We start from the raw sequence: 17622 nt of genomic DNA, 5'->3' as shown, positions 1-17622 counted from the left end.
ATGCACAGATGATATTATTTACCAAATGAAGAAGGATCTTCACGCCAGGATTTGAGCAGCTCGAAATCACTCTCCTGGATGGTTCCTTGAGCCAAAGCCACGTCCATTAGGGCCGTATAGTTGGAAAGGGTTTGCAGCTGAATGTCAGCTTCTTCAAATGCTTTTACACCTTTATCCAGCTGATAGTTGAAAATCGCCAGCACGGCGAGAGGTTGTGCCCCTGCTGCACGTACTGCTTCGGCGGCTTTGATTGAGCTACCTCCTGTAGAAATCAGGTCCTCGATAACAACCACCTTTTGGCCTTCAGTAATGATGCCTTCAATCAGGTTTTCCTTACCATGTCCTTTCGCTTTGTCACGAATGTAGGCCATTGGCAGATTCAGCTTCTGAGCTACCCATGCTGCATGCGGGATACCTGCGGTTGCTGTACCTGCAATGACTTCTGCATCCGGGTACTGCTCACGAATAATGGCAGCGAAGGCTTCGGCAATGTCATTGCGGATCTCTGGATAGGACATTGTCAGACGGTTGTCACAATAGATCGGGGACTTGATCCCCGACGTCCAGGTAAAAGGCTGCTGCGGGCGCAGTGCCACGGCGTTAATCTTCAGAAGTTGGGAAGCAATATGGTTAGGAATCTCGTTCAGTGCGATCATGCGTTCAACATCTCCTTCAAAATGGTTTCTGCTGCTTCACGTGGATTGGGCGCGCCTGTAATCGGTCTGCCTACAACAATGTAATGGCTGCCTCTGGCGATGGCTTCCCCAGGCGTGAGGACACGAGTCTGGTCACCAAGACCACTGCCTGCCGGCCGAATTCCCGGGGTAACGGTGTGAAAATCACTGCCGCATGCTGCCCGGATTGCCGGCACCTCAAGTGGAGAAGCTACAACGCCATCCAGGCCTGCTTCATGAGCCAGTCCAGCATAACGAACCACTACCGCTTCCACACTTCCCTCAATACCAATCTCGCTGTTCATCGTTTCCTGACTTGTACTGGTAAGCTGGGTAACTGCGATGATTTCCGGCCTTTTCAGAGAAGGATCTGCAGCCAGCGCTGCTTCCGCTCCTTCACGTGCAGCACGCATCATGCTTGTACCGCCTGCTGCGTGTACGTTGAACATGTCTACACCGAGGCGGGTTATGCTCTCGGCACCACCGCGAACGGTATTGGGAATATCGTGCATCTTCACATCGAGGAACACCGAGTACCCTTTCGCTTTCAGCTCCCGGATAAGGTCCGGACCTGCTGCGTAGAACAGCTGCATTCCTACCTTCAGATAACATGGAATACCTTCAAGTGCCTGTACCAGTGCCTGCGCTTGTTCCGCATCAGGATAATCGAGTGCGACCATTAAACGGCCAGCCATTTCGTTGAAATTAGGGTGATTCATCCAGTCCGCTCCTTCCACATGCATGTTTTTTCCGTTTTTTGCCCGATATAAAGGACATCCCGCCAGCCCTTGGGCTGACTGATGTCCTTCATCAGAGATTACTTATTCAACAAAGGCCGGCATGGCTTCGGAGGAGAAATTGATCGTTTCCAGCATTCTCAGCAGGGCACGAATCGTATCCAGTGAAGTCATACATACAATGCCATTCTCTACCGCTTCACGACGAATCCGGAATCCGTCACGCTGCGGCGTTTTTCCTTTGGTCAGTGTGTTGAACACGAAGTTCGCTTCCCCGCTGCGGATCATATCGAGGATGTTCGGCGAACCTTCGCTCAGTTTTTTCACCGTCGTTACCGGAATGTTTGCCGCCTCAAGTGCAGCTGCCGTACCTCCGGTAGCCATGATTTTGTAACCCAGTCGGTAGAATCCTTCAAGCAATGGTACCGCTTCGTCTTTGTCTTTATCGGCAACAGTGACCACAATCGCTCCGGTAGCCGGAATTTTCATGCCTGCTCCGATAAGACCTTTGAACAATGCTTTGGCGTAATTCGGGTCACGTCCCATAACTTCGCCTGTGGATTTCATCTCTGGTCCAAGGGTCGGCTCTACACGGCGCAGCTTCGCGAAGGAGAAGACCGGCACCTTAACCGAAACATGATCCGTCTCAGGCCACAGACCGTCCACATAACCCAAGTCTTTCAGCTTCACACCCAAGATTGCCTGTGTTGCCAGGTTCGCCATTGGAATGTTCGTTACTTTGCTGAGGAAAGGTACTGTACGGGATGAACGCGGGTTCACCTCGATGACATACACTTGGCCATCATGGATAACGAACTGGATGTTAACAAGACCAATCGTTTTGAGTTCTTTTGCAATTTTGATTGTGATTTCGACGATTTTTTCTTTCAAATCCTGGGACAGGTGCTGTGGCGGATATACCGCGATAGAGTCACCGGAGTGTACCCCTGCGCGTTCGATATGTTCCATAATACCTGGAACCAGTACCGTTTCACCATCACAGATGGCGTCTACCTCAACCTCTTTACCCAGCATGTAACGGTCGATCAGTACCGGGTGCTCCGGATTGATTTTAACCGCCTGTTCCATATATGTCAGCAATTCGGCATCGGAGTATACAATCTCCATGGCACGACCGCCGAGTACATAGGAAGGACGAACCAGCACAGGGTAACCCAGGCTTTGTGCCGTCTCTACTGCATCATCTACGGATGTAACTGTTTTACCTTTCGGCTGAGCAATTTCCAAACGGGACAGAAGGCGTTCGAATTTCTTGCGATCCTCTGCCTCATCGATGCTCTCCAGATCCGTTCCGAGTATCGTTACACCAGCATTACGCAGTGGTGCTGCCAAGTTGATGGCCGTTTGACCACCGAACTGTACGATAACCCCTACCGGCTGTTCCTGCTCAATCACGTTCATGACATCTTCGAAGAACAGAGGCTCGAAGTACAGACGATCAGATGTATTAAAGTCTGTGGATACCGTTTCAGGGTTATTGTTAATAATAACCGCTTCATATCCTGCCTTTTGCAAGGCCCATACGGCGTGTACTGTTGAGTAGTCGAACTCGATCCCTTGACCGATCCGGATTGGACCCGAACCCAGCACTACGACTTTTTTCTTGTCTGAAGGGATAACTTCATTCTCGGTTTCGTACGTCGAGTAGTAGTATGGTGTTGTTGCTTCGAACTCCGCTGCACATGTATCAACCATTTTGTATACCGGACGAAGGTTTTCCTGCTCACGACGAGCTCTAACCTCAGCTTCCGTTGTCAGTGTGCTTCCAGGTTGACCTTGAGCACGCAGTTCAGCAATCGCACGGTCCGTGAATCCAAGACGCTTCGCTTGATACAGCGTTTCGGATGACAGCTCGGATTCCTCACGGATACGATCTTCGAAGCCGACCAGACCTTCAATTTTGTCCAGGAACCACCAGTCAATCTTCGTCAGATCCTGCAGTTGTTGTAATGTATAGCCTCTGCGGAATGCTTCAGCAACCAGGAACATACGCTCATCATCGGCTTTGACCAGACGTTCGTTCAGCGTAGCTTCGTCCAATGCTTCTGCCTCTTTCAAGTACAGACGGTGCACACCGATCTCGAGTGAACGAACTGCTTTGTGAATCGACTCTTCAAAGGTACGGCCGATAGCCATAACCTCGCCTGTTGCTTTCATCTGTGTACCGAGCTTGCGGTTCGCGGAAGTGAACTTGTCGAACGGCCAGCGAGGGATTTTGCTCACGATATAATCCAGTGTTGGCTCAAAGCAAGCATAGGTTTGGCCTGTTACCGGGTTGACAATCTCATCAAGCGTATAACCCATGGCGATTTTGGCTGCCATTTTTGCAATCGGATAACCGGTTGCTTTGGAAGCCAGTGCCGAGGAGCGGCTTACCCGTGGATTCACTTCGATAACATAGTACTGGAAGCTGTGCGGATCCAGGGCGAACTGTACGTTACATCCACCTTCAATGTTAAGGGCACGAATGATTTTCAGGGATGCTGAACGCAGCATCTGATATTCACGGTCAGACAGCGTCTGGCTTGGCGCCACAACGATACTGTCACCTGTGTGAACGCCGACCGGATCGAAGTTTTCCATGTTGCAGACTACGATACAGTTATCGTTTTTGTCACGCATGACTTCGTACTCGACTTCTTTCATGCCTGCAATACTCTTCTCGACCAGACATTGCCCAATCGGGCTGTAACGAAGTCCTGCTGCGACGGTCTCGCGCAGCTCTTCTTCATTCGCACAGATCCCGCCGCCTGTTCCGCCAAGCGTATAAGCTGGACGTACGATAATTGGATAGCCAATCTCAGCCGCAAATTCAAGGGATTCTTCAAGTGTCGTTACAATTACACTTTCAGGCACAGGCTGCTCCAGTTCGCGCATCAGATCACGGAACAAGTCACGGTCTTCCGCTTTCTCGATAGATGTCAGCTGTGTTCCGAGCAATTTCACGTTTTCACGTTCCAGGACACCGGCACGAGCCAGTTCCACGGCCATGTTCAAACCAGTTTGACCGCCAAGCGTAGGCAGCAATCCGTCTGGGCGTTCCTGACGAATGATCTGAGTTACAAAGTCCAATGTAATCGGCTCGATGTAGACTTTGTCAGCCATATTGGTATCGGTCATGATCGTTGCCGGGTTGCTGTTAATGAGTACAACTTCCACGCCTTCTTCTTTCAGTGCCTGGCAAGCTTGTGTACCGGCATAATCGAACTCGGCCGCTTGACCGATGACGATTGGACCGGAACCAATCACCAGGATTTTTTTGAGGTCTTTGTTAATCGGCATGTTATTGCGCTCCTTTCACTGCGGCTGCCAATACGGCTTGACGCGGCTTTTGCGGGTTAGTGACTTTGTGCTCACGAATCATTTCGATGAAACGGTCGAACAGATAGCTGTTATCATAAGGACCTGGTGCTGCTTCCGGGTGATATTGTACCGAAAACGCAGGGAATGTTTTATGTTTCAGACCTTCAATGGTCTTGTCATTGTTATTGATGTGTGTAACTTCCAATTCAGTGTTTTTCACTGACTCTTCGTTAACCGTGTAACCGTGATTCTGGGATGTGATGAAGCAGCGTCCGCTCTCCAATTCTTTGACTGGGTGATTACCACCGCGGTGTCCGAACTTAAGCTTCTCCGTATCCGCGCCTGCTGCCAGTGCAAAGAGTTGATGACCGAGGCAGATACCAAAGATCGGATACTCGCCAAGCAGTTCACTGATCATTTTAACGGCATGTGGTACATCTTTTGGATCCCCAGGACCGTTGGACAGCTGAATACCATCCGGGTTAAGACGGCGAATCTCTTCTGCAGTTACATCATGCGGCACGACAACAACGTCGCAGTTGCGCTTGCTCAGTTCACGCAGAATTCCTGTTTTTGCACCATAGTCTACAAGAACGATACGCTCAGCCGTTCCCGGGCTGTTGTACACATGCTGCGTGGACGTCAGAGGTACCTGATTGCGCAGCTCGGCGATGCTCGTGTCTCCCATCATCTCCAGCAGCTCTTCCACAGGCTTCGATCCTGTTGTGAGAATTCCCTTCATTGTGCCGTGATGACGAATCCGGCGAGTCAACATGCGTGTATCAATTTCGCTGATGCCGACGATGCCGTATTCTTTCAGCAGATCATCCAGGCTGTACTCAGCGCGCCAGTTGCTCGGTACTGTCTCATGACGGCGGACTACGAAACCATGCACGAATGGACGGATGGACTCGAAGTCGTCACGCGTAATGCCGTAGTTACCGATCAGCGGATACGTCATGGTTACGATTTGACCGCAATAAGAAGGATCCGAAAGCACCTCTTGGTAGCCTGTAATTCCCGTATTAAAAACGACCTCACCCGTTGTTTCACCTTCAGCACCGAATGCTTTCCCGGTGAACAGTGTGCCGTCTTCCAACAATAATCTTGCCTGTGCCTGCATCCCATTTCACTCCTCTGTGTTTATCAACGTTGAATGCCTCCTGAGTTGAACATGGGGTGCAATCCACAATAGCGGAGACTTCGTGGACAGAAAACCCTTCGATCGCTGTTATCAACAGATTCATTTGAATTAAACCCTCAATGGGTTAAATCTGTTGATAAAGGCGAACACTTCGTTTCTCCAGGTCTTTTCTGTCCACTTCGTTAGCTACTGCAGCACCCAAATTCAAAAGCATGACATTCAACGTTGCTTGTTTCGTATGTTTACACTCTCGGCATGATCGGCCTCGAGTAAGTTGTAAGATTTATTGAAGTAAAGAGTTAATGATACATTTATATACCGATTTACTGTTGTACTGTGTTATTCCATACGCTTTTGCCATCCACCCAAGTCTGTACCGGCCAGCCTTTCAGCTTCCAGCCCGTAAATGGTGTGTTTCTTCCTTTGGTAGCAAACGCTGAAGGGTCGACTGCCTGTTCCTGATTCAAATCAATCATGGTCAAGTCCGCCGGTGCTCCCTCTTCCATCCTGCCTGTATCCAGTCGGAATACCCGTGCCGGATCGGCTGTCATGCGTTTAACCAGGAAGTCCAGGCTCCAAAGTCCTGTTTCTACAAACTTGGTGTACAGCAGCGGGAAAGCAGTTTCGAATCCAACGATTCCGAATGGTGCCAGTTCCATGCCTTTGGCTTTCTCCTCTTCACTATGCGGCGCATGATCAGTTACGATCATGTCCAGCGTTCCGTCCAGCAAGCCTTCAATGCAAGCCTGCACATCACGCGGTGAGCGAAGTGGCGGGTTCATTTTCCAGTTGGCATCCATGCCCGGGATGTCCTCATCGGACAGAACCAGATGATGCGGACACACCTCAGCCGTAACCTTGATGCCAATCGATTTTGCCAGACGAATCAGGCGAACGGATTGTTCCGTACTTACGTGGCAGACATGGTAGTGCACTCCTGTTGCTTCGGCAAGCAGAATATCACGGCCAACGTGAATCGCTTCAGATTCATTCGGAATGCCTTTGATACCATGGCGCTTGGAGAATTCTCCTTCAGTCACGTATCCACCTACAACCAGTGAGTCGTCTTCACAGTGAGCGATGACTGGCATATCCATGCTAGCCGCGAGGCTCATGGCGTCTTTCATCATCTGCGCGTTCTGCACGCCTACGCCGTCATCCGTGAATCCGATGGCCCCTGCTTCTTTCAAAGCGGCAAAATCGGTCAGCTCACGACCAAGCTCGTTTTTGGTAATGGCCGCATACGGCAGAACTTTTACCAAATCGGCTTCCTTGGCTTTATTCAGAACCAACTTTACTACATCCGGACTATCTGTTACGGGTCTTGTGTTTGGCATGCAGGCGATTGTTGTAAAACCACCTTGGGCCGCTGACCTGGCACCTGTCTCGATGGTCTCTTTGTGTTCGAAACCAGGTTCACGTAAATGCACGTGCATGTCGATCAAGCCCGGAATTACCAATTTGCCTGAAGCATCCGTAACACTGTGCGCAGATTGTTCTACTTGTAGGACGGCTTCGTCTTCCACACCGACGATCTTTTGGATCTTGCCTTCATTTATAATGATTGTTTTCCGTTCGAGTTCCCCTTGAGCATTCAAAACATTCGCATTTTTAATAATCTGTAGCATAATTGCCCTCCGCTTCGGTTCTCACCCGGATTCCCAGAGAATCCGAATGATTTGGATTTATCGTGTACTTTACCGTTCTAAAGAAGATCCGCACTGTCAGCCTATGACCCATAGCCAGACCCTGTTACAGCTTTAATGCGCGTTCCATGACCGCCATGCGAATCGGAACACCGTTCGCCATCTGCGGGAAAATCCGCGATGCTGTACTCTCTACAACCGCGTCGTCAATTTCAACGTTCCGATTAACAGGAGCAGGATGCATGATAATGGTGTTTGGATTCAGGCGTGCCGCCCGTCCTTCCGTCAATCCGTAGTGTTCGCGATAATCCTCTGCCGAGGTAATGAGACCATGCTTATGGCGTTCCAGCTGAACCCGCAGCATCATGACTACATCCGCATTCAGTGCTTCATCCAGACCTACATAAGGAGCGTGCTCTGCCAGTTCCGGGGCTTGCATCGTTTGCGGAGCACAGAAGCGTACATCTGCTCCGAACTTTTGCAGCGCCCACAAGTTCGAGCGTGCAACCCGGCTGTGCATGATGTCTCCAATGATCGATACACGCAAACTTTTCAGCTCACCGAAGGCTTTTCGCATGGTGTACAGGTCCAGTAACGCCTGGGTTGGATGTTCATTATTTCCGTCTCCCGCATTAACCAGTGGAACATTCACCTTCTGAGCCAGCTGCTGCAGAACACCTGCTGGTTTCAGCCGAATGACTCCCGCATCAATGCCCATGGATTCAAGTGTTCGTACCGTATCATAGATGGATTCGCCCTTCTCTACACTTGAAGCTGCTGCCGTGAAGTTCAGCACTTGTGCACCCAGTCGTTTCTCAGCCATTTCGAATGAGAAGCGAGTACGCGTACTGTTCTCGAAGAACATGTTGGCAACAAAGCGTGATTCAAGTACAGGTACCAATTTATCCTTCTGAGCTTCCCAGTGGGCTGCTCTGTTAAGAATCGCTTCAATCTCACTGCGACTAAGTTCTTTCAGTCCAAGCAAGCTCCGGTCCTTCAATGCTGTCTGTGTAATCATCATGCTTGCTCCCCCCGGTTCTGAATGATTTTGACTTCGTCCTGTCCGTCCGTTTCCATCAGTGCCACTTCAATCTCCTCCGATTTGGAAGTCGGCACGTTTTTGCCGATAAAATCAGGTCGGATCGGAAGTTCCCGGTGTCCGCGATCCGCGAGTACGGCCAGCTGAATGTTCTGTGGTCTTCCACAGTCCATCAGGGCATCCATCGCTGCACGAATGGTACGGCCGGTATAGAGCACATCATCGAACAAAATCACTTTCTTGTCATGAATCGAAAGTGATTCAGGTGTCATTGTCAACAGTTCCTTGCGATTTGCTTTGTTCTCGTCCAAGCGGTCATCGCGATAAGGAGTTACATCCAGTTCTCCCCAGGGGACTTTAGCGCCTTCGATTTCTTCAATCTTCGCGGCGATCCGTTCTGCGAGATAAACGCCCCGCGTACGGATACCGACCAGCACACAACCGTCGATCCCTTTGTTTTTTTCCAAAATCTCATGGGCAATCCGTGTTAATGCGCGGCGGATCGCCGTTTCATCCATAATGACATGTGTTTCTGTGCTCATGCGTTCAGCCTCCTCAGGATTTCCCTCCAGATCATGGCCCCGTGACAGGAGAACAAAAAAGACTCCTTGCCGTGTTTATTGGCAAGGAGTCTCCGAACTTCAGACCGCTCTGAAGAAAGTTTACTCTCGGGATGCACCGTTATCTTGCCGCAGCAAAAAACGATGAATCGTTCACGTTACCTTGCCAGTCTCACGGGACTGATTTAAAGGTGCTATTCATGTCGAACATACTGAAGTGCCTCACAGGGCGCTATTGATCAATATGTCCGTTTATCTTCATGAATTATGACAGAAAGACAACCCCCTGTCAACACCTCACCTTAGCAGGCGAACTCCCCTGCTGTATTCCCTTTAGAATCAACAGGGCGGCTGAAAAACATCCATGCACATCACATTTCATTCATTACTCATAATTATACAATAATTCTGTATATTTATCCATAGGTATTTGCAAACTTGAATCGATCCAATTTAACCCTTTTGTTTATAGCTGCTTATATTACAGGAAAGATCAATTATTCACGCAAGAACGGGGTAAACAACTTTAAAGCGAGCCCGTTCACATTCCTTACACAGGAACCGATATACATAAAGATTTGTATCTTCCTGAGATGGGAATGATATAAAACCTAGAATTTGATTTGAATTAGGAGGACATCATGCGTAACATATGGCAAATCTACAAAACGGACTGGCTTCATATTTTAAAAGTACCAACCGGCATATTCTTAATTGTAGCCATTATTTTACTGCCCGGGGTGTATGACTGGGTCAACGTTAAATCGGTGTGGGACCCGTACAGCAACACTCAAGGAATCCAAATCGCGGTAACCACGGAAGATCAGGGAGCAACCGTCGCTGGAACAACGGTTAACATAGGAGACGAATTAGTGGCCAGCCTGAAGCAGAATCATAAGCTGGGTTGGACATTTGTAGATCAGGCGGAGGCCAGCCGTGGTGTGCAGACGGGTGAGTATTATGCAAGTCTGCTTATCCCAGGTGACTTTTCATCCAAAATCACCGGTATTGTCGATGGGAAACTGGAACGTCCAGAAGTCGTCTATACCGTGAATGAGAAAGTCAATGCCATTGCTCCCAAAATCACGGGATCAGGTATCTCTTCTATTACAACGCAAATCAACGAAAGTTTTACCGAAGCGGTTAGCGAGGCGGTATTAACCAAATTAAAAGAAGCTGGTGTGGAGATCGATGCACAGCTACCTACCCTGCGCAAGATGGAAAATGGAATCTTTACACTGGAAAAGAATCTTCCTGCCATACAGTCTGCGGGACAAAAAGTGCTGGAAGTGGAAAAGGCGATGCCGGAAATCGTCAAAGAAGCCCAAAAAATTGTAGAAGTTGAGAAACGTTTGCCTGAAATTAACGAAGCGGCACAGTATATACTTAAAGTGCAGGAATACTGGCCACAGATTATGAATGCCTCTGCCGAGGTACTAGCCATACAGGAGCGAATTCCGGATATTCGAAAAGCAGTGGAACGTATTCAAGAAGTGGATGAACATTTTGGTGAAGTATCCGGTGTCATTGATACGGCTTTAACCAAAACGGACAAGGCTCTAACTATCGTAACCGCTGCTCAAGATAAACTTGTCACTGTCTCAGGCATTACCGAAAACGGAGTGGAACTCGCTGAAGGCATGAACCGTTTCGTGGATGCCAGTGAAGAAGCATTTCAGACCATCGGACCAGTGATCCGGCAAAATCTATTGCTGGTGCAGCAGATCGCAAGTGCTGGCGAAGATCTGTTTAAACGACTTCAGAGTACGGATCTTAACGCACTCCCTACAGCAGACGAACTGGACAGCATAGCTGTTCGGCTTGCCGTTGCCGTAAAATTGGTTGACAGTATGGCCGACCTATTGGGCAAGATGGACAATCTCCTTCCAAACCATCCGTTAGCCGATAAAATCACCAGATTGAATACCCTATCGGACAAGTTACAGCTGCAAACGAAGCTTGCCGGTATCATCAGCGATGCATTACGTCGCAATACCACTCCACCAGCTGATATCATTGCTCAGCTGAGCACGTTATCAGAGGAAATCAACAGCGGTGTGAACCGAATCCTTGGAGCGTATGATGCTGAAATTGAGCCTGCTCTTACTACCGGAGCAGATAAACTAAGATCTATTCTCTCGGCATCAGCAGATACTTTACAAGGTGCCCAAGACAAATTACCGGATGTAGCAGACATCCTGTCAGCTACCAAGGAAGGTATTACTTTTGGACAGACGGAATTAAGAAAAATCCAAAGTGATCTGCCCCAAATACAGAACAAGATTCATGAAATCTCACAGACATTGCAAAGTAAAAGTGAAGCTTTCATCCAGGCACTGAATACAGTAGCGCCTTTCATTCAGAATGACCTGCCCAAAGTCGGGGCCAAGCTGAACGAAGCAGCCGATTTTGTCCGCAACGATCTGCCACAGGCGGAGAAGCAGATTGGCAGAGCATCCGACTTTGTACAACATCAATTGCCAGAGGTTGAAAAAGGCGTGCACCGCGTTGCCACACTTGTGCGAGAGGACCTGCCGGACCTGGAAAGTGCCATCAGCAAGGCGGCAGATAAACTCAGAGAGGTCGAAGGCAATAATCAATTTGCCGAACTTGCCAAACTGCTGCGCGGGGATATTGAGGAAGAGAGTGCCTTTCTTGCGAGTCCCGTTCAGATCAAGGAAAATCAATTGTATCCGATTCCCAATTACGGATCGGCCATGTCGCCATTTTACGGCGTACTGTCCCTGTGGGTCGGATCCACGCTCCTGATTTCCCTGCTTCGGGCTGAGGCAGAAAATCCGGACGGCAAGTTTCGAGGGTACCAATTGTACCTTGGACGCTTGGGTACGTTCCTGACTATAGGGTTGCTTCAGGCTGTGTGCGTAACGGTCGGAGATATGCTGATTCTCGGAACATATGTAGCAGATAAAATATGGTTTGTCCTGTTTGCCATGTTGGTAAGCGCCGTGTTCGTCACGATCACATACACCCTATTGTCCGTATTCGGAAACATTGGAAAAGGATTTGCGATAATATTCATGGTGTTTCAGTTCTCAAGCTCGGGAGGAACATTCCCAATCAGCATGACTTCTCCCTTCTTCCAGGCATTGAACCCGTTTATGCCCTTCACGTATGCAATCAGCCTTCTTCGTGAATCAGTCGGTGGCATTTTGTGGCAGGCTGCTCTCAAGGATATTCTATGGCTGTGTATATTTATAGCACTCAGTCTTATCCTTGCACTTGTGCTGAAACGTCCGCTTAGCAGTCTCACCAAGCGTTCGGCCGAGAATGCAAAGAAGACCAAAATTATCGCCTGATTCCTTCCAATAGAAAGAACCCTCGGCATGTTGCTGCAGAGGGGTGTTGCTTAGAATTCACCCATTGAATTACACATTGAATTAAAAGCAAGAGAGACAAGCCGAGTGGACATCATATCCATATGGCTTGTCTCTCTTTTACTATTCACATCAATTCACAGTCTGAGTCTGCTGCAATTTTTCGTATGACTGTTTGATCGTGGTCAGTGTTTCTACATGACGGTAGATATTATTCGCTGCCATCACCAGTACGCTAATGAAGAGTAAACCGAGCACTATTTTTTTGCCGATCCCTGGACGAAGACCAATCACCCACCCTCCACCAAGCAGGAAAAAGGCAAACAGATAGTGACCAGCATACAGGTACATATCGTATTGGAACACAGCCAGCCCGAAGCCAACTACGATATGCAGCAGAAATGCAAACAAAATATAGGGTGCAAGGGTCCACACTTCCCGTTCACGAATCCCCTTGATGAACCCGATCAGCGCCAGCAGCAAGATCAAGATACCGACAAGCTGAACATGAATCGGGTTGGAGCGGGACAGATCCGTTACAAAAGCGACCAGCCCCGGATCCAGCAAATGAACTTTGGGAGAGAGCATCGGATTAATCGTCAGCAGAGTCAGTGCCTTCCAATGAGCGGCAAACTGGAAAGGCGTAGCATAGCTGGTGCCTCCATTCTGAATTCCGAGCAGCCAATTGCTAACCCAGCTTCTTCCCCCGAATGCGATATACTGAATACCTGTCAATACGATAATGAAGGCGACCGCCAGTGACATGATTCCAATATACTTTTTCCATGTGGAAGCCTTTCGCCAGGTACGCCAATTGAAAAACATAGCAGCAGCCAAAGGAACAATGTTCGTTAAGGTCAGTCCAAAATTAACCGTTGCAATCAGGGCATTTGGCACATAGCGCACATCATCCCGTTCACGTGTATATTGCATATAAAGAACGGACCATAGGATAAAGAACTGTACATACGGATAGGAATCCGGAATAAGTGCCGTAAACATCAAATATGAACTAAATCCGAATAGAACCGCGAAGAGCAGTGGTGCTGCGATCTGTCTATCTTTTTGATTAAGAAAAATAAAAACCAGCACTACGGATCCGGCATTGATCAGGGATTGCAGAATAAGAAAGAACCAGTTCCCTCCCAGCAATTGCGATATTGCACCAAGCGTGACGACAAGAAAAGATATTAACGGATGAATAACCGAAGAACTGTTCGCCCCATAGTACATGGACGGATCGAAATTAAATAAATTCAGTGGAAATTGTTGCGTGTTAAATGGTGAATAGGCTCCAAGAACCTGTGACTGATCCGCAATGTACAGAACATAGGGCACGTTCATCAGAGCGTAAAAAAGAGCAAATCCCGCGAACAGGCATAGTGCCGCCCAATTCGTTTTGCGATCATACCATATGTAGTCCAGAAATTTCATGCATTCACATCCAATATGTCATTTTTCAAAAATTCTCTGTGCACTTATCCGTATTACCAAACCAAGAAACACAAACCGCCCATAATGCAAACCACACCCAGCCAGCGAAGCGGGCCCACCTTCTCCCTGAATGCAAACTTTGCAATGAAAAGTGTCCAGACATACGTCAGCGCATTGGCAGGCAGGACCACTGTTAAGGGAAGGAACTTCAGCAGCACAATGTTCAGAAGCGCGCCCATACCATAAAAACCGAGGCCCATGAGGACATGGAGCTTTTTGCGACTTGTGGCGTAGGCTTTCAAACCAGCACCACCCATAGCACCGCATAATGTCATTACAATCAGTACAACCACCATCCAGCTATCGATCAACACTGGTTAACGTCACCCCGATTCCGAGCAGCACAACGGCTGCAAGCTTCTGTATCGTGAGCTCTTCTCCCAGCAGAAAGTGACCGTAAATGAGCGCAAAAACATAGCTTGCACACATCAACGGATAAGCCACAGACAACTTTTCCAGAGCAAAAGCCTTAATCATCAAGATGGCTCCCAGCCCATAGCACACAAATCCGATGCCCAGATAGATCCACTCCGTCAGCCCCCATTTCCAGAACAACTGTCCGGTGGCCGTGAGGAAAGCGGAGACAAGCATTAATCCCTTGCCCGTATGACGTCCCTTCATTTCCCCCACGATAATGCCTCCATATCCGGAACCCTTCTGTTAATAAAATAGCGCTGTGCCACAAGCTGCATCACCGGCAGATCGGACAGCGAATCAGAGTAAGAGCAGGACTGTTCATAATCAATAACCATGTTTTTCTCACGCAGGTAAGCTTGTATTCGGCGTACCTTCTCTTCTCCTTTGCAATTCACGCCTTCAATCGTACAGGTATACCCATTCTGATGACGCACGAGTTCGGTTCCAATAACATGGTCTACCCAAGGGAAGTTTTTAAAATATTTCATATAAGCATGCGGAGACGCAGTCACGAGCAACACATGATATCCCGCTTCCTTGCGATGCTGCATTTCCACACTGGCCTCTGCGAAAATGGCAGTACGCAATCGGGTATCAAAAAAATGCTCCAGATCCTGTTCGGTCATACGCTCAATACTTTTAAAGTACGAACGCTTGACTTGTTCCACACTCATTAGCCCCGCCTTGAACATCGCGGTATGAAAGGCAATAAGCGGAAGCCTCCATACCTGTCCAGGGTAACGGCGAACGCCGTAATGCACAAACTGAAACATCGAATCCCGGCGTATAATTGTTTTATCAATATCAAAAATGGCAATTTTACTGCTTCTCACCCTGATCCCCCTCAAACTTTATATCGATAAGTTCCTTATTCAAAAATCGCAAAGATGACCACAACACTAACCACGTACAGAATGACGGTAACCAAAATGGGCTTGTCCTCAAACAAAACACGATCCGGTGAGCCCCCCTGGTTTTTCATATGAATGAGATACAGATATCGGAACATGCCGTAGATCACCAGCGGAATAGTCCACATCAGGTGAATTGTACGGTCAGAGGTGAAGGTAAACAAAGAGTAGCTAATAATCGTTGCTGTCGTCACGATGGTATTAAACTGATCCAGCAGTGTGACGGAGTAGTTATCCAGCACCTTACGATGCGAACCGGTATTTCCCTCAAGCAGAGTAAGCTCATTTCTCCGTTTGCCAATCGCCAGAAACAGGGACAGCAGCATGGTGCAGATCAGGAACCAGGGTGTAAAAGGTACATGAATCAATACACCGCCCGCTATGGCACGAAGAACGAATCCTGCTGCGATGGTCATCATGTCCACAATAACGAGATGTTTAAGCACAAAAGAGTAAGATACGTTCAACAGGAAATAAACCATGCACAGTCCACCAAAAAGCGGGTTCATCACAAAAGCAATGCCTACAGTAAGAATCAACAGAATTATGCCAAACAGCAGAGCATAGGCAGGCTGAACCTGTCCAGAGGCAATCGGCCGGAACTGCTTCACCGGATGCTGTCGATCCCTATCCCGATCCACGTAATCATTTAAAATATACACACAGCCTGCAACGAGGCTAAACAAAATAAAACCAAGCAATGTTGATAAAATGGTTTCCGTGCGAATTTCCTCAAAGGAAAACAATAACGCAGCAAATAACAGCAAATTTTTGGTCCACTGTTTCGGTCTTAGCAGCTTGAACAACCCTGTTATGGTATTACCCGTTCCTGCTGTATGTGAGGATACCGTATTTGTTCTTGAAGTAAACAATTTCCATAACTCCCTTCCAAACCTACTTATGTATATAAAAATAACGTAAAGACTTAATCATAAGTTGGTTGGGTAATTTTGTAAAGGGATAATACGGAATTTATTATAAAATTACGGACATAAAAAAAGAGACCGTCTCCGGTCTCTCCATTTATTTCATTCACTTGTATTGGTGAATTCCATTAGAATTCGAATTGTACGTCACTCAGACGACGTTTGATTTCAGCGATAACGCGTTTCTCTTCTTCTTCCCCTTTGGCTTCAAAGGTAACGGAGAAACGAACAAAGTTACCTGCATCATCCCAAGGTACAGAAGAAATCAATTTTTCACGAATCAGGAATTGGGAGAAATCTTCCCCGGACTCGAAACGACGTCCGCCTACTACACCTTTTGGAGCTTCAACATACAGGAAGAAGGAACCCTTCGGTTTCTCCGCCTGGAAGCCCAGTTCGTTCAGCGCAGCAACCAGCAGGTCATGACGACGGGAATATTTCTCTGCGATTTTCTCCGTAATTTCCGGATGGTTCAGACCGTAGGCAGCAGCCTTCTGAATCGCGATGAATTGACCCGAATCGTTGTTGTCCTTCACATCACTGAAAGCTTTAACAACAAGCGGATTCCCTGCAACAAATCCAATTCTCCATCCTGTCATGTTGTAAGACTTGGACAAGGAGTGCAGCTCAACGCCTACATCCTTCGCTCCAGGTACGGACAGGAAGCTGAATGGTTTATTGCCGTCATACGTCAGTGCAGCATATGGAGCATCGTGAACAACAACTACGCTGTACTTTTTCGCCCATTCAATCACTTTAGTGAAGAATTCAACCGTAGCTCCAGCACCTGTCGGGTTGTTTGGATAGTTCAAATACAGCAATTTTGCACGTTTTGCAATATCCTCAGGGATGGTTGTCAGATCAGGCAGGAAATTGTTTTCCTTCGTCAGTTGGATGTTGTAGACTTCTCCGCCCAGATATTTGGTATGTGTACCCATAACCGGATAACCAGGAACCGTCATGATCGTTACATCACCTGGATTAATGAAGCACGAAGGCATCATTGCCAGAGCTGGCTTGGATCCAATGGAGTGCACAATTTCTGTTGCCGGATCAATGCCTTCAACATTGAATACATTTTTCAGGTAAGCAGCTGCCGCTTCCTTGAATTCAGGGATCCCGTTATCAGCATAACCACGGTTCTCCGGTCTGGAAGCTTCTTGCGAGAGAGCAGCTACGATGCCTGCATCAGCCATCTCATCCGGTTCACCTACGCCAAGGTCGATCAGTTCAACATTAGGAAAATCTTTCTTTGCCGAAGCTTTGGCGCGTTTGATTTTCTCGAATTTATAGATGTTGGTGTCTTTACCATAGTTGGAGCCGCCAATACGGTCGGCAAAATTGGTTTGAATGTATGTCTCTTGATATTTATCGATACTCATACTCATGTTCATCTCCTCATTTGACGCAAATTT

General features: G+C 48.0%; 14 protein-coding genes. 1 reads left to right on the top strand and 13 read right to left on the bottom strand.

The features are described from left to right. Positions 1-14: 14 nt before the first annotated feature. The 7 genes from pyrE to pyrR form a co-directional block, all read right to left on the bottom strand. Positions 15-656, bottom strand: coding sequence for an orotate phosphoribosyltransferase (gene pyrE / locus CHI14_RS18255; protein WP_095290029.1), 642 nt, complete (start codon positions 654-656; stop codon positions 15-17). Next, a complete protein-coding gene (pyrF, locus tag CHI14_RS18250; protein ID WP_095290027.1) occupies positions 653-1393 on the bottom strand; it encodes an orotidine-5'-phosphate decarboxylase in 741 nt (246 codons plus the stop codon). The genes pyrE and pyrF overlap by 4 nt, the downstream gene beginning before the upstream one ends. A gap of 102 nt (positions 1394-1495) precedes the next feature. After that, entirely contained in the window at positions 1496-4714 is a 3219-nt protein-coding gene (gene carB, locus CHI14_RS18245) for a carbamoyl-phosphate synthase large subunit (protein ID WP_095290025.1), read from the bottom strand. Position 4715: 1 nt separating this feature from the next. After that, a complete protein-coding gene (gene carA / locus CHI14_RS18240) occupies positions 4716-5858 on the bottom strand; it encodes a glutamine-hydrolyzing carbamoyl-phosphate synthase small subunit (RefSeq protein WP_095290023.1) in 1143 nt (380 codons plus the stop codon). Positions 5859-6202: 344 nt separating this feature from the next. After that, positions 6203-7507, bottom strand: coding sequence for a dihydroorotase (locus tag CHI14_RS18235; RefSeq protein ID WP_095290021.1), 1305 nt, complete (start codon positions 7505-7507; stop codon positions 6203-6205). A 124-nt stretch (positions 7508-7631) separates the two neighbouring features. Beyond that, on the bottom strand, positions 7632-8543 hold the full coding sequence (locus tag CHI14_RS18230) for an aspartate carbamoyltransferase catalytic subunit (protein ID WP_481856430.1): 912 nt from the start codon (positions 8541-8543) through the stop codon (positions 7632-7634). Continuing rightward, complete coding sequence (gene pyrR / locus CHI14_RS18225; protein ID WP_095290017.1) at positions 8543-9106, bottom strand: bifunctional pyr operon transcriptional regulator/uracil phosphoribosyltransferase PyrR; 564 nt, start codon at positions 9104-9106, stop codon at positions 8543-8545. Before pyrR ends, CHI14_RS18230 begins: the two co-directional genes overlap by 1 nt. A gap of 659 nt (positions 9107-9765) precedes the next feature. Between pyrR and CHI14_RS18220 the strand changes: the two genes are divergently transcribed. Continuing rightward, positions 9766-12441, top strand: a complete 2676-nt coding sequence (locus CHI14_RS18220; RefSeq protein ID WP_095290015.1) for a YhgE/Pip domain-containing protein — start codon at positions 9766-9768, stop codon at positions 12439-12441. 150 nt (positions 12442-12591) lie between these two features. Here CHI14_RS18220 and CHI14_RS18215 read toward each other — a convergent pair whose 3' ends face one another. From CHI14_RS18215 to CHI14_RS18190, 6 genes are all read right to left on the bottom strand, one after another. Beyond that, positions 12592-13893, bottom strand: a complete 1302-nt coding sequence (locus tag CHI14_RS18215) for a DUF6080 domain-containing protein (protein WP_095290014.1) — start codon at positions 13891-13893, stop codon at positions 12592-12594. A 53-nt stretch (positions 13894-13946) separates the two neighbouring features. Then, positions 13947-14249, bottom strand: coding sequence for a DMT family transporter (locus CHI14_RS18210; protein ID WP_249281158.1), 303 nt, complete (start codon positions 14247-14249; stop codon positions 13947-13949). Between the two features lie 4 nt (positions 14250-14253). Beyond that, the gene (locus tag CHI14_RS18205) at positions 14254-14574 is read right to left on the bottom strand and encodes an EamA family transporter (RefSeq protein WP_095290174.1); all 321 of its coding nucleotides are present in this window, start codon (positions 14572-14574) and stop codon (positions 14254-14256) included. Further along, complete coding sequence (locus CHI14_RS18200; RefSeq protein ID WP_095290010.1) at positions 14571-15203, bottom strand: HAD family hydrolase; 633 nt, start codon at positions 15201-15203, stop codon at positions 14571-14573. Before CHI14_RS18200 ends, CHI14_RS18205 begins: the two co-directional genes overlap by 4 nt. Before the next feature lie 35 nt (positions 15204-15238). Beyond that, positions 15239-16153 (bottom strand): decaprenyl-phosphate phosphoribosyltransferase, encoded by a 915-nt coding sequence (locus CHI14_RS18195; RefSeq protein ID WP_095290008.1) that lies wholly within the window; start codon positions 16151-16153, stop codon positions 15239-15241. 182 nt (positions 16154-16335) lie between these two features. Beyond that, on the bottom strand, positions 16336-17589 hold the full coding sequence (locus CHI14_RS18190; RefSeq protein WP_095290005.1) for an LL-diaminopimelate aminotransferase: 1254 nt from the start codon (positions 17587-17589) through the stop codon (positions 16336-16338). Positions 17590-17622: the final 33 nt, after the last annotated feature.

The sequence above is a fragment of the Paenibacillus sp. 7516 genome, assembly GCF_002272715.1.
GTDB classification, from domain to species: Bacteria; Bacillota; Bacilli; order Paenibacillales; family Paenibacillaceae; genus Paenibacillus; species Paenibacillus illinoisensis_A.
Note: the sequence above shows the minus strand (reverse complement) of the source record. Positions and strands in the feature narration are given on the sequence as shown.